The sequence below is a fragment of the Paenibacillus sp. PastM-3 genome (assembly GCF_029893965.1).
In the GTDB taxonomy this organism is placed as follows: domain Bacteria; phylum Bacillota; class Bacilli; order Paenibacillales; family Paenibacillaceae; genus Paenibacillus_AQ.
The window spans coordinates 45,862-68,635 of sequence record NZ_JARXXP010000009.1 but is presented as its reverse complement, the minus strand read 5'-3'; the positions used below and the strand labels follow the sequence as shown (position 1 = coordinate 68,635).

Sequence of the window (22,774 nt, the reverse complement as noted above, 5' to 3'; positions counted from 1 at the left end):
ACTCTCGTAAAAATGTGGTATTGTCTCCGTTTCATAGATTGGTGTCCGCCGGGCTGTTCTCTGCATAGGATGTGCTATTGGAGAGGTGAAGCGACAGACATGAGTGAATCAATGTGGGTACGGCATTACGCCGCCAAAATCAACAGGCCTCTAATGCACAAGCTGCAGAATTCTATGGGATCAGCTAAACAAGCTGCCGCAGTTCCTGTAATTGTCCAGTTCAAGCACAGGCTGACCCCGGCCCGGATGCAGGCTCTGCAGAAGCATTTAGGGGGGCATTCTTTTTCTGTAAAGCACAGGCTGTCTCTGCTGAATGCCGTATCTGCACAGGTTTCGGTGAAATGTCTGGAGCGGATCTGCAGCTGCGAAGAAGTCGGCAAGGTCTATCTGGACGGGGTCAAAAAGGCTTTCCTGAATGTCGCCACTCCTTCAATCGGATCGGCAGCCCTTCAGCAGACACGGGGGCTTACCGGAAAAGGAATTAACATTGCTATCATTGATACGGGGGTTTACCCTCATCCCGATCTGACCCGGCCGGTCAACCGGATTATCGCCTTTAAGGACTTCATTAATCACCGGAAGAAGCCGTATGATGATAATGGTCACGGCACACATATCAGCGGGGATGCCGCAGGTAACGGCTGGTCTAGCAAAGGCAAATACAGAGGGCCTGCTCCTGAAGCAGGTATAGTAGGGGTAAAAGTGCTCGATCAATACGGCGAAGGCTATGATTCTACCATTATTAAAGGCATTGAATGGTGTATCGCCAACAGGAAGCGGCTTAGACTGCGCATCCTGTCCATGTCCTTCGGCGGACCGGCAGCTGCTTCAGCCGCAGACGATCTGCTCGTCCAGGCAGCTGAACAGGCCGTCAAGGCCGGACTGACGGTAGTCATCTCCGCCGGCAACAGCGGTCCCTTGGCCCGGACGGTGGATTCACCGGGAATCAGCCCTTCCGCGATTACAGTCGGAGCGGTTAACGACCGCCGGACGCTCACCCAGGCAGATGACCGGATTACGTTCTATTCCAGCCGCGGTCCTGCTCCGGGCGGCAGAGTAAAGCCGGATATCGTGGCGCCCGGGGAGATGGTCATCTCCCTCCTCGCGCCCGGTTCCCGGCTGGCCCGCCAGCAGCCGGGACTGAGAGTGGGCAAATGCTACATCAAGCTGTCCGGCACTTCAATTTCTACGCCGATTGTCTCAGGCGCGGCCGCCCAGCTGCTGCAGCTCCGTCCATGCCTGGCACCGCAGCAGGTAAAAACCACCCTGAAACGTAACGCCTTCAGGCTCAACCTGAAACCAAACACTGCCGGGAGCGGCGAGGTAAATATGCGGTTTCTGGACTGCCGGAAGAAGCGGAAATGATGAAGCTGCGGGCTGTGAGCGCAAAGCAAGGCACGGGGGATGCCCGTGCCTTTATGTTTTCTTTTTATTTGGCTAAACCAAATCCACATACTCTACTGTTTGTTTTCTAAGCGTCGAACACTTTTGATGTTCGGAAACAATCGGACATAGATCAGATATACAACACTTAGAAAAACAGTATATATCAGCAGCACCGGCAACCAATATTGAGATCCAGATACTGCAGAGATACCGATATAAACAAAAACGAGCATCGTTGGAATTTTCCCGAGGGCGGTTGCTGTCACAAATGATACGAACGGGAGTTTAAACCAACCGGCATATCCATTGATCAGAGCGGCAGGAATAAATGGCAGCATACGCCCGATAAGAACGAATAGAAATGTATGGTGTTTGATATGTTCATTCCATACATGCAGTTTGCTCCTGTTATTTGGACTAAAATGTGTCTTCCCCCCTGCAGCCAAAATGAAATAAGTGAGTACGGCAGCCAGTGTCGATGCTGTTACGCTCAATGCACCTCCCCCCCACAGCCCGTATTTGATACCCAAAAAGCCTGAAACCAGCGCAAATGGGATGACCGGGACCATGGCAAGCACAGAAGAAAGCAGCAGGATAATGGGCCAACTGCCGGGGGCCAGGTTATCCAGCCAGGGGAGCACATTATCTTTTATTACATAGATCACACCAATCAGAATTAAATAGAAGGTTACTGCAGCTATCTTACGAGTAAACATCCTTTCCTAGTCGACTCCCTTCTCTCTTTATTGTGTGGCCACACTTTCGATGTCAGCCCGCAATACCCATATCAAGTCTTATCCCTAATATATAAACGCCAATGACACGTATCAGCCACATTCCGATTGCCGTGCTATACATGGGACTCTTGGTGTCTCCTGCACCTTGCAACGCTTGCTCTGTTTTCACCTGAATTGTTTTATTAAGGGTAGACACAATGTCATATCCCTTAACTGGCGGTTCGGTCAAAGGTACTGAATCTTTTTCCGGTAAGTTAACGGCATTAATGTTCTAATATATTTTCATATGTAATATAGTAATTCACTAAATAATTGGCAATATAAATTTTCAAGTGCCAACTGTAGAATCATACAAATGTTAAGCAAAAATATATAGAATGTATTCGCCTCTCCTATTATTTACTTTTTTCCTTTAACCAACTTTCAAATTCGGAGGCCACAATGCGTTCCCCCGTGATGCCCTCCGCTTCCGGTGAAGCCAAGAAGACAATAGGCTCCGCCATAACCTCCGGCTGCATCAGCCGGAATTTCGCCTCGATCTCGCTGCGCAGATCCTCCGGAATCATTCCCGTCGCCGTTGCTCCGCCCGGAAGCAGCATGTTGACCGAAATTCCTGATTCCTTCAGATCCTCCGCCATGATCGCCGACAGCGATTCTGTTGCGGCGCGCGATGGACCGTAAGGAACAAAACCCTTTCTTTTCATGGTCTCATGATTCATTGAAATGTTGATGATTCGTCCCTTTCCTTGTTCGATCATGAGTGGGGTGAATCCTCGCGCTACCAGAAAGTAACCGGTGAGATTGGTTTCGATAAGATCGCGGAAGCCTGCCGGTGTCACCTTGTAAAAGGGCTGCGGCTCCTCCAGAAAACGCGGGTTAACCGTTCGCATCCCGATACCGGCATTGTTTACAAGGACATCAATTTTACCCCATTTAGTTTTCACCCATTTCACAGCATCTTCTACCGATCCCTCTGACCTTACATCCAGCGGAAGCTCAAAAACAGTAGTATATCCCTTTGCTTTAAGTTTTTTTACGGCTTCAGTTAATTTTGACCCTGGACGGGATGCTAATGCTACTTTTGCCCCTTTATCAAGAAGGGCTTCTGCCATGGCATAACCTAAGCCGTCGGAGGCACCGGTAATGACAACATGTACATTTTCTAATGCTTTTACCACTCTTTCACCTCTTTCAAATTGTTAGAGTGTTCTCCACTGGATTATACACAATTATGTGAAGAAATATCCGTTTTTCGTTTTTCTCCGGTTTGCTCGACATAGTAGTTCCGTCATAACACTTTAGGATAATACTATAGAGAGCAAGAATAGAAGCGGAATTTTACCCGCTCCATTCATGGATGTACGAATGCCTATAATGACGGGATCGAATGCATACCTAAACCATATGATTCATATCATGTATCGACTCAGTCGAGAGGGAGAGGACGCAGATGTTGAAAATTACTCTAGAAGTCGCTAAAGTTTTGATTCACGCAGCGGAACTCCGGGCAAGGGAGCTCGGGATCGCGGAAGTGATCGCCATCGTAGACGATGGCGGGAATTTCGTTGCTTCTCATCGGATGGACCATGCCTGGCTGGCCAGTGTCGACATCGCCCATAATAAGGCATGGACGGCGGTCGCGCTAAAAATGCCCACGGCGAGGCTTGCTCCGTTGGCGGTCCCGAGCGGGGAGCTGTACGGGATCAATACGACCAACCACGGACGCGTTGTCGTATTCGGAGGGGGGATTCCGTTGTCGTTCGAAGGGAGAATCGTCGGGGCGGTCGGCGCAAGCGGCAGTAAGGTCGCAAACGACATTGAGGTTGCGGAAGCGGCGGTGCGGGCTTTCGAAACCTATCCGAAGGCGCGGATCGGGTCTTCCGGGAGCTTGCTGTAAACCTGGCGGCTTTAGCCCTATAACGAAACTAGGTCCCACCAATATTGGCGAAAAATCGGCTAAACACATGGGGCTGTCCCTCAGGGTACAATACCCCGTGGCACAGCCCCTCTTGTCATGCCATCATTTAAGGCTTCAGGACGAATTTAATGCATTCGTCCGCATGGTTGTAAAAGGTGTTGTACGCGTTATGCGCCTGATCGAGCGGCACTTTATGCGTGATGATCTCCGTCGGATCGAACTCGCCTGCCATAATTTTTTGATACAGCATCGGCATGTAATGAATCACGGGCGCCTGTCCCATCGTCAGCTTCACGTTTCGTTCCCACATGTTTCCGAACATGAACTGGTTGTATTTCGAACCGTATACCCCAGTAATCTGAATCGTGCCGAATTTTCGCACCGCATTCATCGCGATGTTGATCGGGCTGAGCGTTCCGCCAACCAGCTTGGCCTTCTGCTCTTCCTCCTCCAATGGCGTCTTCTTGCCGTCCATTCCGACGCAATCGATGACGACATCAGCACCCCCGCCCGTTATTTCTTTTATGTGAAGCCCCATGTCTTGGAAATCTTCAAAGTTGAAGATTTCGACGTTATTCATTTTTTTAGCATGGTTCAGCCGGTACGGGAGATTGTCGATCGCGATGACCCGTTTGGCCCCTTTCATCCAGGCGAATTTTTGCGCCATCAAGCCGACGGGGCCGCAGCCGAGCACCACCACCGTATCCCCCTTCTTCACGCCGCCGTTGTCCACGCTCCAATAGGCCGTCGGCAGCACGTCGGACAGGAACAGGAGCTTCTCATCCTCCAATTCACATGACTCCGGAATAACGAACGGCATGAAATTGCCGTACGGCACGTAAAGCAATTCGGCTTGTCCGCCCGAATAATTCCCGTAACGTTCCGTAAACCCAAAGTAAGCTCCTGTATCCACTTGGGGATTGGGGTTGGAGTTGTCGCATTGGCTCTCCATATCATGCTGGCAGTAATGACAGCTGCCGCACGATATATTGAACGGGAGCACGACCCGGTCCCCTTTTTTGACCTTTGTCACCTCAGGGCCCACTTCTTCGACGATGCCCATCGGTTCATGTCCGACCACGTATCCGGGTTGGGCTTGAATAGCCCCCTGGTATATATGGAGATCGGAACCGCATATGGCCGTCGAGGTGATCTTTACGATAATCCCGTCTTTTTTCTGAATCGTCGGATCCGCGACCTGCTTCACTTGCATATTCTTCATGCCATTGAAAGTTACAGCCTTCATAATCACCCTCCTGTTATGACATGCCTTGAATTTGCATGCATGCTTCTATTATGGAATTGAAGAGTGAGGATCATACATTCGGTATAAGGTATTTTCGATCGGATAATTCCAGTTCCTTTAAATTTCCCGATGCGGACATCATCATGGCTATGAAAACAGCTGTGTCCAGATCTATTTATATAATATAGGTACGCTTGCCTTTTCGAATCCTGATTAATGGAAAATGGCGATTCGGTCGACAGGATGGCGATGGGTGGGGTATCCTTCGGCGGCTTTGCGCCCGATCGGCACCATGGCTGCGAACTTGACGTGTTCAGGAAGATTCAAGATTTCCCTGACTTTATTCTGGTCGAACCCAAGCATCGGGACAGTGGCATATCCCATCCCCTCAGCTGCAAGCAGTAGAAATCCGAGCGCGATATAAGTTTGCCCGAGTCCCCATTGCCCTCTTTCTTCTACGCCCATCGGCCCGAAGTAAGCGGACAAATTGGCCGTTTCCTCTTCTTTTCTCTCCGCAGACAGTCCCGGATGTACGGTATCCGCAAGCTTTTCCATCACATCCTCCATATCGCTGGCGACTATGGCGACCGCCTGGGCGGAAGTAACTTGCTGCTGGCCGTATGCGGCTTCTTGCAGCTTCTCCTTCATCGCGGGATCCGCGGTGATGTGAAACCGCCAAGGCTGGAGGTTCCATGCGCTCGGCGCCAACCCGGCCAATCTTATCATTTCCAGCAAATCTTGTTTCGGGATCGCTTCCTGATCGAATTTACGTATGCTGTGGCGGGATTCGATCGCCTCCTTGACGGTCAACGGCTGAGCTGTAACTTGCGGCATGCGGATTTCCTCTTTTCGATTGGATTCGGGAGCTCGTCCCACTATTATATTTCCCTCCGTGAATGGGTTTCAAAAGTTGAACGCATACTAAAATAAACCCAATAATGGAGGGATTTGCATGAGCAAAAGAGTGTTGATCGTATCGGGAGACGCGGCCGTTCTTCCGGAATTGATGCATGGGCGGGAATATACGGCTTATCCGAATTGCCAGCCGGATGTGACGGCATGCGGAGCCACCTCTATCGATCAAGCGCTGCATACGCATCGCATTCTAGTTTCGGGTTAAGCTTGGCCTGATGTACGGATAGCGCTGCTATTGCCCCTCGTACTGAGTGCGGCAGTCGCCATTATGATCAATCGCCTGCCCTATTCTCTATGGAGTATAGGACGGGGCGATGCGGGAAAACATATTGTAAAAAAATAAGGGGGTGGGCGCGTGGTAACCCTTCCTGACGGGACGTCTTTGCCCAGCATCGGTCAAGGTACGTGGTATATGGGGGATGAGCCGTCCAGGAAAAATGAAGAGCTTCGCACGTTAATACGCGGTGTGGAGCTTGGATTGAACCTGATCGATTCGGCTGAAATGTATGGCGACGGCAGATCCGAGTCCTTGGTTGGAGAAGCGATCGAAGGGATACGAGACCAAGTGTTTCTGGTATCCAAAGTGTATCCGCACAATGCGGGACTGAATCGCATCGCCCGCAGCTGCGAACAAAGCTTGAAGCGGTTAAAGACGGACCGCCTCGACCTCTATCTCCTTCACTGGAGAGGGAGCATTCCTTTAAGCGAAACGGTAGAAGCGATGGAACAGTTGGTCGAAGAGGGGAAAATTTTGCGATGGGGCGTTTCGAACCTGGACACGGACGATATGAAAGAACTGTTCGATGCCGCGCGAGGGACGCATTGCATGGTCGATCAGGTGCTGTATCATCTCGGTTCCCGCGGCGTAGAATATGACCTGCTCCCTTGGTTGAGAGAGCGAAAAATCCCGATGATGGCCTACAGTCCGCTCGCCCAGGCGGGCACTTTACGAAAAGGGTTGGTTGAGCATCCAGCGGTTAAGGAGATTGCCGATCGGCATGGCGTGAAGCCGCTTCAGATTCTCTTGGCTTGGTGCACTAGAAGCGGTGACGTGATTGCCATTCCTAAGGCGTCGACAGCAGCGCATGTAGAAGAGAATGCCGAGGCAGAACGGATTAAGTTTACCGAGGAAGACTTGGGGATGTTGGATGACGCGTTCCCCAAACCGACTAGAAAGGTTCCGCTCGACATTATTTAAGAAAGCCTTCACATGAAAGTTCCTACAGGTTAGACTTGTTTAATGGATTCCCGAATTTCAAACCGCTGCTTTCCGTCATTTACGACAACTGTAGCACAATAATGCCCGCTCGGCACAGCGGTTTTCGAGCAGCAAAAAATGGCAGTCCGGAACTTGTTGGTTCCGGCTGCCATTTTGTTATCAACGCCCTCATCACCGATGTCACGACAGATCGATCCGCCGGTTTATGAAATTGTGAATTCCTTTACTTTACGGTTCAAGTTACTGGCCATAAAGTTAACCCCGCGCGAAGCGGAGAAGATTTCGTTCACGGTTGCCGACTGCTGCTGCGCGGAGGCAGCGACTTCTTCCGCGACGGCGGCCGAATTCTCAGCAAATTGGCGGATCACTTGGATGGACTGCATCACGTCCTCCGAATTATCGACCAGCTCGGAGAACAGCTCCTGCAAAGAAGCCGCATTCTGTTTTGTTTCACCTGTTTTGTCCACGATCTGCTTCAGCGCTTCCCCGCCTTTGGTAATGATTCGCACCTGCTCATTAACGGCCGACAGATTGGTTTCCATCGTTCTTACCGTAACAGAGGTTTCGGATTGAATGTCCTTGACCAGGTTCGTAATCCGCTCCGCTTCGATCTGGGACTGCTCAGCCAGCTTGCGCACCTCCGCCGCAACGACGGAGAACCCGCGTCCGCTTTCCCCGGCGCGCGCCGCCTCGATGGCGGCGTTAAGCGCCAGCAGATTGGTCTGGCTGGCAATATCCGAGATCGCTTGAATGATACCTCCGATCTCTTCTGAACGCAGCCCCAGCTTTTGGATCGCATCGGTCGCAAATTTAACGGTTTTGGTAAAAGTCGAAAGATGCTGAATAGCTTCTTCGATCGCCTGATTTCCTTCATCGGCGATTTCAGCGGACAGAACCGCGTTGCGGTAGGTTTGACCCATCTGCTGTCTGCCTTCCTGCACTTTGGATAAGGTACCCTGCATTTTCTCGTGAATCGCTTGCGAGTGGGTCGTCTGCTCCACGGTGCCTTCGGCCACCTGCTGGATCGCCTTGGCTACTTCATGCGAAACATGATCAGTCTGTGAAGCCGCTTCGGACAGGTAGGAGCTGTTTTCCTTCAGATTGACGGAAATATCGCCCAGATCTTTCAGCATTACAGCCAGGTTGCCCCGCATCGTCTCAAAGGATTGAGCCAGTCTCCCGGTTTCATCGGATGAGGAGATTTCCGCTTTATGCGTCAGATCCTTGTCGGCAATCCGCTGCGCCACCACAGACAGCTTGCGGATCGCTGTCACGATCGGACGGCTTAACAGGTAGGAAGCGACGATTGCGAGCAGCAGAACGATTGCGCTGATCGCTAGAATCTCGAGACGAAAGCTGTTCGCCAGCCGGTCGAACGGCGTATTCGGAACGCCGACATACAGGATTCCGATTATGCTTCCCGAAGCGTCCTTAATCGGTTCGTAGAGCGCCTGGTTTTTCGTGCCGACGACGTCCGCTTCACCCAGATAGGTTTGGCCTTGTTTCAGTACGGAGGTGCCGACCATCTCCGAAATCTGCGTTCCTACCGCGCGCTTTCCATCCTTCTGAACATTCGTTGCGATTCGCGTATCGCCGAGGAACAGGGTGACGGTATCCCCTGTTGATTTGCCTATCGCATCAACGAGGTCAAAGCTGTCATTGAAGGCCATATCGCCCTTTAACAGCTTGCCGTCCTTGACCGACCATTCGCCGGGATATTCGGCATTTATAATCATTTTGGCCATTTCCATATCGGATTTTAATTTCTGATGAGAGGCGAGCACCAGTTTACTCCGCACATTCTCTCCGGTATAAAAATTAATAATCAGCGTAAACAAGGTAAGGATAATGCTGAATACAAGTATTATTTTGATGGCAATCGATTTGAATTTCATGCTGCTTCCCCCATCTGTATATATAATTCTAGTATTTATCGAGCGGAAGCGGCCGGTCTCCTTCATCCGTGTTGGCGCCGTTTACCGCCTCGGCTGCTGTCGAATATAACGGAAATACCAGATCCAGCTTGGCCATCTCCAATAATTCTCTCAGCTCCCCGCCCGCGGCGATGGCGACATTGGGGCGATCGGTTCTGACCTCCTTGGCGAAGCTGATCAGCATACCGAGTCCCGTACTGTCGATCCACGCCAGCTCCAGCAGATCGAACACATAATAACGCGCCTTAATCTGCTGCTCGCGAAGGACCGTCTTCGCCTGCTGCACGTTGCCGTACCCCACCGTTCCCGTAAGCCGGAAAATTTGAATGCCGTCCTGCTGCTCGTTAATAATCGTGAAAGGATTCTGATCTGCGTTTGGCTTTGTCATCCGTGCTGCGCCTTCTCTCTGTATGTGATAAGTGTCATTATATTCCTCCCGGTTCCATTCACCCGGCAGGATATCTCGTCCGTCATTTTACGCATTAATAAAATACCTCGGCCGCAATCGTCCCACAGCATCGCTTCAAGCTCGTCCACGCTGCGGGTGAAATATAACGGGTCAATCGGATCGGCCTCATTCGCGATGTCGACGATGATCCGCCCGGCTTCAGCCTGAACCGTGACCTGAACGGGCGGCGCCTCTTCGTTTTCGCCAAATTTCCGCATCGTCGCCTCTGCGGCGTTGATTACCGCTTCATTCACGGCAAACAGCAATTGATTTGGCTTGGGCAGGCGTAAAGATAGGAACAATGCCTGCAATTCCGGCCTGAGCTCATCTGCCGACGTATTTTTGCTGGGCAGAAGCCATTCCCACCGATGCGTTTCCGAGTCGTTCAAAGGCTCCAATCCGTCCGCACCCGCTTGGCGAATAAGTTCCACACAGACGGCTGTGGCATCGTCTTTACCGGGATTCGTTTGAATAATCCCCTGCAGCCTGGCGATGACCGCATCGATGCTGTCGTCCTGCCATGTTTCAACATCCTTGATCATGTCGCTGATTCCGTCGGTCACCAGCAGCAGCCGGTCGCCGGCTTCAAAAGGGAGGGTGACGTCGTCGTAGGTCATCTGCTTTATAATTCCGACAAGGCCCCCAGGGGCTTTCTTTAGCTCAGGCTTTCCGTTCCGGTACAGAATCAGTTTATTAATTCCTCCGGAAGCATAGGTCAGCGTCTTTGCGGCAATGTCGATCTCGGCGAATAATCCTGTCGTAAAATAGCCCTCCGGAAATAACTGCAGGCATTCGTGGTTCATTCGGGCCAGTTTTTGCGCAGGGCGGAGTCCGCTGCGGCTCATTTGCTGGAGCATGAGCCGCAGCGCAGAGCAGTTCAGCGCCGTGGCGAAGCCGTGCCCCATCACATCCATCAGATAGACCTGCAGTTTCCCCTCGGTTTCCTCCCATTCATAGTAATAGAAATCACCGCTGACATACTGGCTTGGCTGATAGAGGTTTCGTATTCGAAAGGCCGGATGGTCGAGCTCTTTCGGGAGCAGCTGATCCTGAAGCCTTCCGGCATGCATAATATCCTTACGCATTTGAACCCGTTCGGAAATATCTTTTCCGACACCCGCATAGCCGATGGGCCTTCCGTCCTCGTCCCGCAGCAGTACGACGCTCCATTGAAAAGGTATCCGCAATCCGTTCCGGGCGCTGAGGCTCGTTTCCAATTCTGTTTTTTCGTGATGCAGCCCGTTTATCAAAGCTTCCGAAAATAATGCCCTATCTTCGTTGATCATCAGGGATTGAATCGGCGTGCCTTTAAGCTCCGCCATCGTTTGTTCCGTCAGCCGGCAAAGCTGTTCGTTCATTTTAAGCAGCCGCCCCTGTAAATCAAGCGCGTAGATGATATCCGGCAGGCTTTGCAGCAGGTGATCCTGCTCGTAGAAGGCGTTCTCCAACGCTTGCTCAGCCGCTTTCCGCGAACTGATATCGTTCTGAATGCCGACAAAATGAATCGCGTCGCCCTGCTCATTATCGACCGGATTGATGAGAAGCTCATTCCAGAATGAAGTGCCGTCCTTCCTGTAGTTCAGCAGCTCAACCCGGGTCATCGCCTGCTCCCGGATCCCGCTGCGGACTTTTACCAGAGCAGCCGCGTCCGTATCCGGTCCCTGCAGAAATCGGCAGTTATGTCCGATTATCTCTTCACGGGCATACCCCGTCAGCTTCGTAAAGCCGGGATTCGCATAAATAATTGGGAGATCCGGATCGGTTGCGTCGGTGATGACAACTCCTGCCGAAGAGTGCTCAAGCGCTTTCATCAGCCAGGCGTTGCTGGCGACCAGTTCCTTCAAATGCAGTTCCTGGATCATTTTCTGCCGCAGTTCCCGGCGCAGCTCCAATTCCGTCATGATCCAGCCGCTGAACTGCTGCAGTAAATCGGCTTCCTCTTCGGAGAAGCGGCGAGGCGCCGAGTCAATCAAGCAGAGACTGCCCAAGATGTTCCCGGCCTTTGTCTCCAGGGGTGCGCCCGCATAGAAGCCAATACCATGGTCGAGCACCAGCCGGTTGCCCCGGAATAACGGGTCCTTTGCCGTATCCTCGACAATCAGCATGTTCCGCTTAGCGATCACATGCTGGCAGAAGGAAGCTTCTCTTTCCGTTCGCCGCAGATCCAGCAGCTCTCCCTCCAAGCCGAAGCAGGATTTAAACCACTGCTCTTTTTCCGTCACCAGCGTAATGAGACAAATGGGCACGCGAAAAATACCGCCCACCAATTTGGTGATGCGGTCAAAACGCTCTTCAGGCTCGGTGTCCAAAATCCCGAGATCGTACAGCTCCTCTAAACGCCGCATTTCTTCTTCCAGTGAAGAATAAACGATGCCCTCTCGATGCAAATCATCTATGATAGTTTGGGTATCCACTTGATATGCTTCCTCCACTGCAGTCGTATTATGTATAAAAAGTAATATTTTCGGTTATTAGTCAGGTATGTATTAGAGCCGGGGAAGCAGTTGATTCGGCCTGGCCTCATCCTTCTCCTTTTATATCGTCAGCAGGCGGACAAAATATGAGTTTGGCGGTTCAATAGTTTTATGATTTTATAAAGAAATCACGACTATTGTTGTTCAGCTTCCTGGCCTCAACTGCTTTAGTGGAAAGGCCACCGATCCTGTTTATTCGGTGGCCTTCTCCTAATGTTATTCATCTAACGTTCCCCGTTAGCACAATGATCACATTGATGTTTTATTACACATATCTGCCCCATAGTTTAGAAAAATGGCTGCTGGGTATAAAGCGCAGCCGGACTCTTGCGATGGATTCAACTATTTGTCCAGTACCAGGCGGAGGTGTATTGAGGATTTCGTACCGCTGCAATTTTACTTACTTTCCCCATTTGTTAAGGATATGATTGATGTCAGCGTTTCGAATCGGTTTACTGATATAATCCTGCATCCCGACTGCTAAGCATTTTTCCTTGTCTTCCGGTCGGGCATATGCGGTTACCGCTACAATGGCGGGGCCTTTGTCGGCTGGAAGAAGCCGTCTTATGATGGAGGTCGCTTTAAGACCGTCCATCACGGGCATTTGCAGATCCATGAAAATTAGATCGTATTCTTTATGGGAAATGGCTTCGACGGCATCGGCTCCATTATCCACTAGATCCGGCGCGTACCCTTTTTTCCGTAAAATCGTCACAAGCAACTTTTGATTGACCGGATGGTCTTCCGCGACCAGTATGCGTAAAGAAGGATGGTGCGCATCTTTTTTTTGGTTGGCTGTTGTCGTTTCTGCGATGTCTACGGAAGATTCTTCTTTAGGAGTGTGGGATATGATAGTGAATCGGAAGGTTGAACCATCGCCCTCCGTACTTTCGACCCCTATCCTGCCGCCCATCAGCTCTACCAACTTTTTGCAAATCGCGAGGCCTAGCCCGGTACCCCCATATTTGCGGTTGATAGCCGGATGCAGTTGGGAAAAGGATTGAAACAGTTCACCAAGCCTATCAGCTGGAATTCCGATTCCCGTATCCTTAACCGAAAATTCCAACAGAATAATACTTGAATCTTTTGTCGGATTTTTATCAACAGCGACTAAAATCTCACCGGTATCCGTAAATTTCAATGCATTACCTACTAGATTAACTAAAATTTGCTGTAGCCTGTGGGGATCCCCCATGATAAAGGTTGGAATCTGCGGGTCTATGCGATAGGTCATCCGGATATTTTTTTCATTCGCCTTGCCTGCAAACAACTCGGCGATACTTCTTAAAATGGAATGTAGGTCAATGGGATCATGGCTCAGCATTAATTTGCCGGCTTCTATTTTGCTGAAGTCCAAGATATCGTTCAAGATATAGAGTAGGTCTTTCCCACTTTTCCGGATGATTTCAGCGTAATCCGCCTGTTCTAGAGTCAATCCGGTTTCCAGAAGCAAATCGGTCATGCCGATAATGCCGTTCATTGGAGTCCGCAGTTCATGGCTCACGATAGCGAGAAACTCGGACTTCGCATCCGCCGCCCGTTCCGCCGATTCTTTCGCTTTCAGAATCTCATTTTCATTCGTGATATCGCTAAAGACGACGACCGCTCCTATGATCCTACCGTTTTCAATAATAGGATTGGTAGTGTAATCAACCAAGAAGCTCGAGCCGTCCTTCCGCCAAAAAATTTCTTCCTTCACTTGTCGGGGCTGGCCGTCCTGTATCGTTTTATAAATCGGGCAATCTTCCAGCGGATAGTGATTGCCGTCCGGTTTGGTGTGATGAATCGCGGCGTGGTTTGGAATTCCAATAAATCCCATCGCCTCATATCCCAACATTTTGGCTCCCGCAGGATTAATGAACATCGAGATCCCTTGAGTGTCCATGCCGAATATTCCTTCGTTAACAGAGTTCAGAATAAGACTGTGCTGATAGCTGAGGGTTTCGATCTGCTCTACATATTTCTTTTGTTCGGTGATATCCATAGCTATGCCATACACTCCGACAATCTGTCGATTGATAACGATCGGTACGTTGGTCACATCAAGGACAAGCGTGTGGCCTTCTTTATGAATAATGCTGATTTCATAATGCTGAGGAATTCCTTGGGTGGCCTGTTTAAAATGCTCCTTCGTTCGCGTCAAATCCTTCGGATGAATGAGGGGGACAAAGGAGTTCCCCACCAATTCCTCCTTGGAATAACCTGTCATTGCTTCCAAGTTGGAGTTGGCGGACAAATAAACGCCCTGTAAATCAAAAGAGTATACGGCAGCAGGTGTGTATTCAAATAAGGATTTATATCTTTGCTCACTTTCCTGCAGCTGCTTTTCCGCTTCTTTCCGCTCGGTAATGTCCCGTGAAATGGCTATGATTTCTTGAACTTCTCTGGTCTCTTCGTCATAGGTATACCGCCCCGTGCTTTCAAACCAGATATATTGGCCGTCTTTATGGCGGATCCGGTAAGCGACGGTATATACACCCTTGGACTCCAGGTTTGCCAAAAGATATTCTTTGATAAGATGAATGTCTTCGGGATGAAAATAATCGAATGCGCTAGCGCCGAGCAATTCGTCGGGTTCGTAACCGAGCAGAGTTTTGCATGAGGGGGAGGCATATAAATAAGTTGCTTCCTCCGTTGCGGCATGTCTCGATATAAAATCAAGCGAGTATTCTGATATGAGACGGAATTGTTTTTCGTTTTCGGATAGGCGTTCGGTTGTTTCTTCTTGATTGGGAGTCTTCATACAATGTGGCTCCTTCCTGAATTGCTTCAACTAGTATGTCGAACGATCTCCATGAGTAATCTTACTCAAATAACTATGTATGTTCAACTGAAGAATTTGCTAATCTGTCCATTACCATCCTGTATTGGCCACTTTGCAGAAGTAACGGGAAACTATAGTTCATCAACATAGCGGCCAGTCTATGGCTTTGTTTTTCGTTCAGATCGGATATTCGCCAGGCGTATACGCTCTATGAATTATCTTGCCCCACTCCGGATCGGGCGGCTGCGCGCCAAGACCGAGGAAGCCCAGAGCGATATCCGCGCTCCGTACAGCACGCGTGTAAACAGATCACGGCCGAGATCGTCCGTACCAAACCAGTGATCGGCCGAAGGGGCCTTAAGCCGGTTGACAAGCTCCTGCTCTTTATAGTCGTAAGGCGCTATTAACGGAGCCAGCAGCGCGATCAGAATAAAAAAGACGATAATGCACAAACCCACCATGGCCGTTTTGTTCTTGCGGAAAGCCTTCCACGCATCGCGCCAAGGACCGGAGACCTTTTCGGCAGGGGCATTCGGAGGTGCAGCATTTAAGGTTGCCTGTGACACAAGGTTCACTCCTTACTTGTATTGGATGCGCGGATCGATGGCGGAGTACAGCAGATCCACAAGCAGATTGATGACTACAAAAATGAACGCGATAATCAGAATGCCGGTTTGGAGACCGACGACCGTCAGTACGGGAATCAGCGAGTTCTTCAGTGCGTGCTTGTACACGACCAGAAACTGTGACAGACCTTTTGCTTTTGCCGTGCGGATATAATCGGAATTCATAACTTCCGGCATGCTGAGAGCGCGTCATCCGGGCGATAATCGTATCGATGACATATAGATTCGTTATGCTCTCAACCGGATCGCGCTGATCCATTCTTCCTATTGAAGGAAGCCAGTGCAGCTTCAGGGCAATGATCATGGCTGTGTAGTCAGGTGTATTAGAGGATAACACCAACTTACCGCCGCTGTTTCAGCGGCGGTAAGGCTGTCTGTCAAACGTCTATTCGAAATATACTTCGCTGTAGTACTCGGTACCTGTCGGGTCTGGCACTGGCACATATCCCTTCAGATTGGCTTTGGCTGCCAGCAAAGGCGTTGTATGCACAAGCGGAATCCACGGTGCGTCCGCTTTAATGATTTCCTGCGCCTGTTTATACAGGTCGGAGCGTTTATTCTGATCTGTTTCCTTCTGAGCGTTGATCAGAATGGTGTGTAGCTCTTCATTGGCGTAGAACGAACGGTTGTTGCCCGGGATGGAGCGGACGATCACCTTGTTCACTTAGGCAGACCTTCCTTCCAGTAGTCCGCATTCTTATCCAGGGTGATGGCGTCATTGCGTTTCCATTCCACAAACTTGAACGGACCCGTGCCGACCGGCTCATTCTTGAAGTTCTCTTTCTTCTCCTTAACCGCGGTAGGGCTGGCGATACCGAAAGAAGTCATGGCTATGTTTTGCAGGAACGGAGCCTGCGGCTGGTTCAGTGTAAACTGCACCGTCGAATCGTCAACGGCTTTTACTTCCTTAATAACGCGGGAACCGTCCGGTCCGAACATGGAGTCGTAGTAGTCAAAAGAGTCCCCTTCGAATTTAAATTCGCTGTTAGGATCGCTCCAGCGCGTAAAGTTGAAGACTACGGCTTAGGCGTTGAAGTCAGTATCGTCATGGAATTTGACGCCCGGGTGAAGTTTGAAGGTGTAAGTCAGGCCGTCTGCGGAAACTCCCAGCTGTCCGCAAGCAATGCCTGCACTTCGGAAGTCCCCGGTTTATACTCCAGCAGGGAGTCGAACACCTGGTGAGCGATTTTGAGGGACTCGCCGTCGGTGACGATGGCCGGGTCCAGCGAAGCCGAATCGCCGCCTCGTCCCACAATCAGAGTATCCTGCGTCGATGCCGTAGCGTTGCCGGAGTCCGCCTGCGGCGCATTGGTCGCCGCCGTATTTCCTCCTGCATGGCGATCATCACCCGCTGGCGCATACCTCCGGACAGCTGATGCGGATATTCGTCGATGATCGCTTCCGGCCTCGGGATACCGTCGATAAGATGAAACCGGTTTCCCAACGAAATCGCTGCGTAAGGTTCGATTTCGAGCCCTTTTTCCTCTGCGCCAACTTTGTTTTCTTTTGATAGATAGCAGTATATTCTAGTTGTAGAGTGTTTTGTATATTTTTTCTATTTTCCCTCATATAAAGGAAACATTCTCCTTCATTCCTCGTCTAATCTTTTGAATCGTATATAAAGCTTCTGCCTAATCCTATTATTCCGAAAGGAAGGTAACCTGTATGATCAGAAAACTGCTGCTCCTGTCCACTGCCGGACTTATGCTTGTATCAGGCACAATGTCAGCTCCGGCATCAGCCAGATCAGGCACCGAAGAAGTGAAGTATTATGTGACTTATAGCAGTGACAGCGGCATATCAGGAAGCTCCGTAGGTACAGCCTTGATTAAAAACGGTGTATCCTATCTGCCGGCTAACATCGTTAACAGCCTCGGTATCGAAATGACCTGGGACAAGACCCGTACACGCGCTTCATTCAGCGGCTGGGAAAAAAGCTTTGCCGTACGGCTAGGCAGTACAAATGGAGTACTGGATAACGTCAGTGTGAACATCGGCGGTACCCCTTTCCTTATCCAGGACGAGCTGTATCTGCCTGCCAAATTCCTGGTTAAGGCGCTGGAAGGCGGCCCGGTCCGCTGGGACGCCAAGACCCGCAGCCTGCTGGCTAACGGCCTCCATATGTACCGGGGGTATACAGAGACTTATAAGGGTACACATTACTCCGTCTCGCTTGATACCGGCGACCTTTACATTTCATCCGGGAAAGAGGACAAGCGTAAGCTCGCCCATCTGGGCAGGGGGCTGGATATTGTGGATTTCACCTTCGAAGATACACCCGGCGGACTGACTGTACTGCAGGTCAGAAACGCTTACGGTGAACCGCATCTCTATGCGGAGTACTATACCTATCTGCTCAAAAAAGGGGCACTTATGCGCCAGGCACATACCGATTTTCATTCTACCTTTGATGAGCCTGCCCTCTGGTCCGAGGGCCGGCTGCTGATGAATGACGGACAGACCCTTCGCCTTATCGAAGACGGTACCGGTGCCGTAAAAGAAACCGTCGACTTGCCGAAATTGATGGGGACCAGCGTGACGCGGGACGTCTATTATAATGTGGAGGCTTTTTATTCCGATGTTGCCCTGATCCGGCCCGGCGATACCGCCTTTTTGACGGCTGTAGACCGTTCCACCGGCACCCAGACCCTATTATATGAACAATTACCTGCAGCCGACAGCAAATGGATACTGGACCAGTGGGACTCCATGTTCCCTGGTGATGATCTACGGTTTGAAGGCCGCAGCGGCAATGAGCTAACTATCCGGGCTTACAATCTTGGCTTGGAGAGGAAGGAAAAACAGTTCGTATATACCCTGCCGGCACCGCAATAATAATGCTTAGATTCAGCAATAATATAACAGCTGCCGGACACTGAACATGTCCGGCAGCTGCTATATTATGTTTATAAATCAAGTACCGGCACCATACCGTCTACCCAATTCAGCTGGCTGTCCAGCATAAATCTCACAGTCCAATGCTCGTTAGAGGTGTACCAGTTGTGAAATCCCGTAACGCTCTCATACAAGCGCTCGATGGAGTCCGGGGTCTTAAGCGTAGCAACAGCCTCCAGCAGCTCCATGAAATTGTCCGGTTTAGCCTCAGCCAGCTCCAGCTCTTTAAGCAGCCATTTATAGGAGGGGAACAGCCTGTCATTATAGGCTAATATCAGCCGTCCGGCGAACATGACGTAATTCGTGCGGGAATAGTCCATTAGCAGCTGGTTGTCTCTTTTCAGGCCTTCATAGTAATACCATTTCCATGTCTCCAGCTGGGCATAGAACTTCTGAATATTCTCTTCTTTTTTCTCTGCAGGATAGCAGGAAGCTGCCTCGATCAGCTCGTCAAGTCCGTTGATTCTGGAATAGGCAACAAAGGCATCCTTAAACGCATATTTGGCTGGCTCGCTTCCGGATGCAGCGACCTTTCTGATATAGTCTGCCGACAAGCATTTACCATCTACGTAGCCGCCTTCATAAGGAGTAGATTCTGTTTCAAAATAACCGATTTCCCCGGTCCCCAACGCCTGCTGGTAATCTTCCTCAGAGAGTACAATTATGATATCAATATCTGAGGTTTCATTGGCATACCCGTGCGCAACCGAGCCGCCGATAATGACGCCGAGTACTTCTTCTCTGGCCTGCATCTTGAGAGTAATGGCTTCAATTGCTTTTTGATGGTGAGGATACAACTCTATCACTCCTAGCTTAGATTAATAATTAATAAATTTATTAATTAATCAATATTAGAACTAACCTTATCCATCAAAATAATAGCACATGCCGTTTGAAAAGAATACCAGAATTTGTTAGTCTCAATCAGATTTTATCCGGACAAAGCTCCAGTACGACCTGCCGTGCCCTGGCCAGCAGCCATTCATCTTCCCCGTAGCTGCCGACACACTGAAATCCGAGCGGCAGTCCCCCTATACTGGCCGCAGGAATACTTAGAGCCGGACATCCGGCAAAGCCCCAGACCGCCGTCATGCCGGACCAGCCGGTATTGTTAGCCTCCAGCCTTGGCGCGGTACCGCCCTGTGCCGGTGATACCCACAGATCAATCCCCTCCTGATTCATGAGATTCTCCAGACGGGCTCTTAATTCCAGCTGCAGCTGCCGGCAATCAGCCAGCTCCTCCTCCGGAATGGCCTCACCGCTGAGAATGGCTTCCCTGACACTTGCACCGTAATATGGTTCATACGCGCCGAAACGCTCCGCGTGCTCCCGGGCCATTTCTCCCTGTATAAACCGCAGCATGGCATTGCCGTAGATCAACTCGTCCTCCCAGGGCATCTGAACATGCTTCACCTGATAGCCAAATTGCTCCAGAGATTTAATCTGTGCTGTAAAAACCGCTTTAACCTCATCACTCATCAGCTCCATATATACCCCGCCCGGAATGCCAAGCACAGGCTTACGACTCACCTGCCGGGCATTCCATTCCGGTATGAGCAGTTCGGCTGCCGTCTCCATACCGGACAGATCCTGAGTGAACAATCCGATCGTGTCAAATGAGGGTGACAGCTTGATTACCCCGTCCAGCGGAACTCTGTCATAGCTCGGCTTAAAACCCACCACTCCGCAAAAAGACGCCGGCGCGAGAACAGATCGTAAGGTCTGTGTTCCCAACGCCAGCGGACATAGGCCTGCAGCAACCGCAGCAGCCGAGCCAGCACTGGACCCTCCTGGAGTATGCTCAGAATGATGCGGATTAAGGGTAGCGATCGGCCCATGATAGGCAAACTCCTCGGTTACCGTCTTGCCGGCAATAACCGCTCCCAGTTCTCGCAGCCGGGTGACGATGGAGGCTTCCCCGCCGGCAAGTGCCTCAGCAGGCAGCCGGGACCCGGCTTGCGTGGGAAGGCTCTCAGCATGGATCAAATCCTTGATCCCGACCGGAATCCCCCAAAGGGCTGGTCTCCCGGCGGTGCCGGCGAGAGAAGCCAGCAGGCGCTCCTGTTCCAGCTTAAGCCGCTGCTCCAGCCGGGCTTCGGGCACAAAGGCATGAATCTGCGGCTCCAGCTCCCGGAATCTTGTCAGATAGCTGTCAATCGACTTCCTGAGCGAAATCCCAGCCTCATCAGTGTTATGTATCAGATCGTTAAGAGAATTGCGGACAAGCTGCATATCATCATCTCCAGGATCAGTTTGGACATTCTCCTGACATACGCAGTCCGCCCGCAAAGGTTACATTTTTTTCCTGAATAATTTCCCGGGAATTAATTTCTATCCCTTAGTCCCTGCTGTCAGATTCATCCCTTCAATGAAATACCGCTGGAACACGAAGAACAGCACAATCATCGGCAGCAGCACGATCACCGAGCCTGCCATCAGGTAATTCCACTGGGTCTGCATCGCTCCGCGGAAGGACTGAAGCCCGATCTGCAGCGTGTACAGGGATTCATCATTTACATACAGCAATGGTCCGAGGAAATCATTCCAGGCTCCGTTAAAAGCGAAGATCGCAATAGCCGCCAGCGCAGGCTTGGACAGCGGGAGAATAATGCGGTACCAGATCTGAAAATGCCCGGCCCCGTCAATCCTTGCCGCTTCACTCAGCTCTGTAGGAATAGTGAGATAAAACTGTCTCAGCATAAAAATATAAAAGGCGCTGCCCAGAAACTGCGGAATAATGATCGGGTAATAGGTTCCCACCAGACCTAATTTGGAGAACAGCACATACTGCGGAATCAGCGTCACAAAGCCCGGAATCATAATCGTGGACAGCAGCACGGAGAACCACAGCTTTTTACCGCGGAAGCGGATTTTGGCAAATCCGTAAGCTACAAAGGCATTCACCAGCACATTGCCTGTCACCGCAAAAAAAGTCAGCAGCAGCGTGTTCATCGTGTAACGGGTAAACGGAGCAGCCGTCCAGGTCTCCAGATAGTTTCGCCAATAAAAGGTCTCCGGAATAAAGGTAGGCGGATATTGGGCAATCTCCTGCATGGACTTTAGTGAGGTTGAGATCATCCACCACAAAGGCAACAGGAACAATATACTGCCGGCAACTAAAAAGGTAAGAATCAGCACGGTGCGCAGCGGAAAACGTCTGGCCCTCTTATACGATGGCGGCTGAAGCAGATCAGCCTTTCTTTTGGAGTAGGAGTAAGCCTGTCCCATCTATGCATCCCCTCCTTCATAATGAACCCAGCGCCTGGAGAGCTGCAGGTTCAGAATGGTCAGGATCAGCACGACCACAAAAAGAATCCAGGCCATGGCCATCGCGTATCCCATATCGAATACCGTGAACGCCTTATGCCACATGTGCAGATTGTAGAAAAGCAGGGAATGCATTGGCCCTCCCCCTCCGGCTTCTGTCATGACATACCCCTCCTGGAATACCTGAAACCCGCCGATCAGGCTGGTAACCACATCATAAAAAATGACGGGCGAGATCATCGGCAGCGTAATATGCCGGAACCGCCGGAACGCAGATGCACCGTCCAGCCGTGCAGCTTCATACAATTGCGGTGGCACACCCTGCAGACTGGCCAGATACAGCAGCATCCCGCCTCCGACCGCCCACATTTTCATAAAAATAACCGCCGGCTTGGTCCAGAACGGATCAGTCAGCCACGCCGGCCCTGCAATGCCTACCCATGAGAGCATGGTATTGATAAGACCGGTGGAAGGATTCAGCAGCTGCATCCATAGAAAATACACCCCTACGCCCGACAGAACGGATGGCAGATAAAAAATGGTCCGGAAAAAGCGCATCCCTGCCACACGTTCATTCAGCAGCAGCGCCAGCAGAACGGAACCGATTGTGGTCAGCGGGACCATCCACAGCACGTAATAGATCGTATTCGAGAGCGATTTCCAGAACAACGGGTCATTGTTGAACATCCGCTCGTAATTGGCAAGACCGATAAAATCCATCTGTGAGGTAATATCATAATTTGTAAAGCTGCCATACAGCGAAAATAACAGGGGCAGCAGCGTAATGCCAAAAAAGCCGATCAGCCATGGAAGAATAAATATGTATCCTGCGCGGTCTTCACTTTTTGCCAGCTTGCCTCTCCGCGGTTTCGGCCGCTTGAGCGCATAACGGGCATCAGCCTGAGGCTGGTTCATGTTCATTCCCACCATTTATCCCCCTTCATA

General features: G+C 50.7%; 17 protein-coding genes and 3 pseudogenes. 5 read left to right on the top strand and 15 right to left on the bottom strand.

Going from position 1 to position 22,774, the window contains the following annotated elements; translation table 11 throughout:
* Positions 1–99: 99 nt before the first annotated feature.
* Complete coding sequence (locus M2108_RS15075; protein ID WP_277470257.1) at positions 100–1,365, top strand: S8 family peptidase; 1,266 nt, start codon at positions 100–102, stop codon at positions 1,363–1,365.
* A gap of 92 nt (positions 1,366–1,457) precedes the next feature.
* Here M2108_RS15075 and M2108_RS15070 read toward each other — a convergent pair whose 3' ends face one another.
* Together M2108_RS15070 and M2108_RS15065 are read right to left on the bottom strand one after the other, a co-directional pair.
* Positions 1,458–2,102, bottom strand: coding sequence for a TVP38/TMEM64 family protein (locus M2108_RS15070; RefSeq protein ID WP_277470258.1), 645 nt, complete (start codon positions 2,100–2,102; stop codon positions 1,458–1,460).
* A gap of 416 nt (positions 2,103–2,518) precedes the next feature.
* Positions 2,519–3,301: an SDR family NAD(P)-dependent oxidoreductase gene (locus tag M2108_RS15065; protein WP_277470259.1), complete on the bottom strand. Its 783-nt coding sequence runs from the start codon at positions 3,299–3,301 to the stop codon at positions 2,519–2,521.
* A 272-nt stretch (positions 3,302–3,573) separates the two neighbouring features.
* Between M2108_RS15065 and M2108_RS15060 the strand changes: the two genes are divergently transcribed.
* Positions 3,574–4,020: a GlcG/HbpS family heme-binding protein gene (locus M2108_RS15060; protein ID WP_277470260.1), complete on the top strand. Its 447-nt coding sequence runs from the start codon at positions 3,574–3,576 to the stop codon at positions 4,018–4,020.
* 127 nt (positions 4,021–4,147) lie between these two features.
* Here the strand turns inward: M2108_RS15060 and M2108_RS15055 are convergent, their stop codons facing one another.
* Positions 4,148–5,287, bottom strand: a complete 1,140-nt coding sequence (locus M2108_RS15055; protein ID WP_277470261.1) for a zinc-dependent alcohol dehydrogenase — start codon at positions 5,285–5,287, stop codon at positions 4,148–4,150.
* A 213-nt stretch (positions 5,288–5,500) separates the two neighbouring features.
* Complete coding sequence (locus tag M2108_RS15050; RefSeq protein WP_277470262.1) at positions 5,501–6,121, bottom strand: nitroreductase family protein; 621 nt, start codon at positions 6,119–6,121, stop codon at positions 5,501–5,503.
* A 118-nt stretch (positions 6,122–6,239) separates the two neighbouring features.
* On the opposite strand from M2108_RS15050, the gene M2108_RS15045 reads away from it, so the two are divergent.
* Together M2108_RS15045 and M2108_RS15040 are read left to right on the top strand one after the other, a co-directional pair.
* Positions 6,240–6,407, top strand: a complete 168-nt coding sequence (locus M2108_RS15045) for a type 1 glutamine amidotransferase family protein (RefSeq protein WP_277470263.1) — start codon at positions 6,240–6,242, stop codon at positions 6,405–6,407.
* Positions 6,408–6,557: 150 nt separating this feature from the next.
* Positions 6,558–7,400, top strand: coding sequence for an aldo/keto reductase (locus M2108_RS15040; RefSeq protein WP_277470264.1), 843 nt, complete (start codon positions 6,558–6,560; stop codon positions 7,398–7,400).
* A 224-nt stretch (positions 7,401–7,624) separates the two neighbouring features.
* Here M2108_RS15040 and M2108_RS15035 read toward each other — a convergent pair whose 3' ends face one another.
* From M2108_RS15035 to M2108_RS15005, 7 genes and pseudogenes are all read right to left on the bottom strand, one after another.
* Positions 7,625–9,316: a methyl-accepting chemotaxis protein gene (locus M2108_RS15035; RefSeq protein WP_277470265.1), complete on the bottom strand. Its 1,692-nt coding sequence runs from the start codon at positions 9,314–9,316 to the stop codon at positions 7,625–7,627.
* A 28-nt stretch (positions 9,317–9,344) separates the two neighbouring features.
* The gene (locus M2108_RS15030) at positions 9,345–9,743 is read right to left on the bottom strand and encodes an STAS domain-containing protein (RefSeq protein WP_277470266.1); all 399 of its coding nucleotides are present in this window, start codon (positions 9,741–9,743) and stop codon (positions 9,345–9,347) included.
* A complete protein-coding gene (locus M2108_RS15025; RefSeq protein WP_277470267.1) occupies positions 9,740–12,217 on the bottom strand; it encodes a PAS domain S-box protein in 2,478 nt (825 codons plus the stop codon). The genes M2108_RS15030 and M2108_RS15025 overlap by 4 nt, the downstream gene beginning before the upstream one ends.
* Positions 12,218–12,677: 460 nt before the next feature.
* Positions 12,678–15,020 (bottom strand): PAS domain-containing hybrid sensor histidine kinase/response regulator, encoded by a 2,343-nt coding sequence (locus M2108_RS15020; protein WP_277470268.1) that lies wholly within the window; start codon positions 15,018–15,020, stop codon positions 12,678–12,680.
* 287 nt (positions 15,021–15,307) lie between these two features.
* Positions 15,308–15,607 (bottom strand): annotated as a pseudogene (locus M2108_RS15015) (ABC transporter permease); the annotation flags it as partial.
* A 12-nt stretch (positions 15,608–15,619) separates the two neighbouring features.
* Positions 15,620–15,968 (bottom strand): annotated as a pseudogene (locus tag M2108_RS15010) (ABC transporter permease subunit); the annotation flags it as partial.
* Between the two features lie 309 nt (positions 15,969–16,277).
* Positions 16,278–16,941, bottom strand: a pseudogene (locus tag M2108_RS15005) (ABC transporter substrate-binding protein); the annotation flags it as partial.
* A gap of 391 nt (positions 16,942–17,332) precedes the next feature.
* Between M2108_RS15005 and M2108_RS15000 the strand changes: the two are divergent.
* Complete coding sequence (locus tag M2108_RS15000) at positions 17,333–18,502, top strand: copper amine oxidase N-terminal domain-containing protein (protein WP_277470269.1); 1,170 nt, start codon at positions 17,333–17,335, stop codon at positions 18,500–18,502.
* Positions 18,503–18,573: 71 nt separating this feature from the next.
* On the opposite strand, the gene M2108_RS14995 is transcribed toward M2108_RS15000, so the two are convergent.
* From M2108_RS14995 to M2108_RS14980, 4 genes are all read right to left on the bottom strand, one after another.
* Positions 18,574–19,359 carry a nucleotidyltransferase domain-containing protein gene (locus M2108_RS14995; protein WP_277470270.1) on the bottom strand — a complete coding sequence of 262 codons (786 nt, stop codon included), beginning with the start codon at positions 19,357–19,359 and terminating at the stop codon, positions 18,574–18,576.
* A gap of 127 nt (positions 19,360–19,486) precedes the next feature.
* Positions 19,487–20,794 carry an amidase gene (locus tag M2108_RS14990; protein WP_277470271.1) on the bottom strand — a complete coding sequence of 436 codons (1,308 nt, stop codon included), beginning with the start codon at positions 20,792–20,794 and terminating at the stop codon, positions 19,487–19,489.
* A gap of 99 nt (positions 20,795–20,893) precedes the next feature.
* Complete coding sequence (locus tag M2108_RS14985) at positions 20,894–21,790, bottom strand: carbohydrate ABC transporter permease (protein ID WP_277470272.1); 897 nt, start codon at positions 21,788–21,790, stop codon at positions 20,894–20,896.
* Positions 21,791–22,750, bottom strand: coding sequence for a carbohydrate ABC transporter permease (locus M2108_RS14980; protein ID WP_277470311.1), 960 nt, complete (start codon positions 22,748–22,750; stop codon positions 21,791–21,793).
* Between the last annotated feature and the right edge of the window lie 24 nt (positions 22,751–22,774).

Excerpts from the sequence above, each read along its gene's own strand:
- M2108_RS15035 (WP_277470265.1), bottom strand. The coding sequence starts at position 9,316 with ATGAAATTCAAATCGATTGCCATCAAAATAATACTTGTATTCAGCATT.
- M2108_RS15020 (WP_277470268.1), bottom strand. The coding sequence starts at position 15,020 with ATGAAGACTCCCAATCAAGAAGAAACAACCGAACGCCTATCCGAAAAC.
- M2108_RS14985 (WP_277470272.1), bottom strand. The coding sequence starts at position 21,790 with ATGGGACAGGCTTACTCCTACTCCAAAAGAAAGGCTGATCTGCTTCAG.
- M2108_RS15050 (WP_277470262.1), bottom strand. The coding sequence starts at position 6,121 with ATGCCGCAAGTTACAGCTCAGCCGTTGACCGTCAAGGAGGCGATCGAA.
- M2108_RS15045 (WP_277470263.1), top strand. The coding sequence starts at position 6,240 with ATGAGCAAAAGAGTGTTGATCGTATCGGGAGACGCGGCCGTTCTTCCG.
- M2108_RS14990 (WP_277470271.1), bottom strand. The coding sequence starts at position 20,794 with ATGCAGCTTGTCCGCAATTCTCTTAACGATCTGATACATAACACTGAT.
- M2108_RS15075 (WP_277470257.1), top strand. The coding sequence starts at position 100 with ATGAGTGAATCAATGTGGGTACGGCATTACGCCGCCAAAATCAACAGG.
- M2108_RS15070 (WP_277470258.1), bottom strand. The coding sequence starts at position 2,102 with ATGTTTACTCGTAAGATAGCTGCAGTAACCTTCTATTTAATTCTGATT.
- M2108_RS14980 (WP_277470311.1), bottom strand. The coding sequence starts at position 22,750 with ATGAACATGAACCAGCCTCAGGCTGATGCCCGTTATGCGCTCAAGCGG.
- M2108_RS15000 (WP_277470269.1), top strand. The coding sequence starts at position 17,333 with ATGATCAGAAAACTGCTGCTCCTGTCCACTGCCGGACTTATGCTTGTA.
- M2108_RS15060 (WP_277470260.1), top strand. The coding sequence starts at position 3,574 with ATGTTGAAAATTACTCTAGAAGTCGCTAAAGTTTTGATTCACGCAGCG.
- M2108_RS15055 (WP_277470261.1), bottom strand. The coding sequence starts at position 5,287 with ATGAAGGCTGTAACTTTCAATGGCATGAAGAATATGCAAGTGAAGCAG.
- M2108_RS15030 (WP_277470266.1), bottom strand. The coding sequence starts at position 9,743 with ATGACAAAGCCAAACGCAGATCAGAATCCTTTCACGATTATTAACGAG.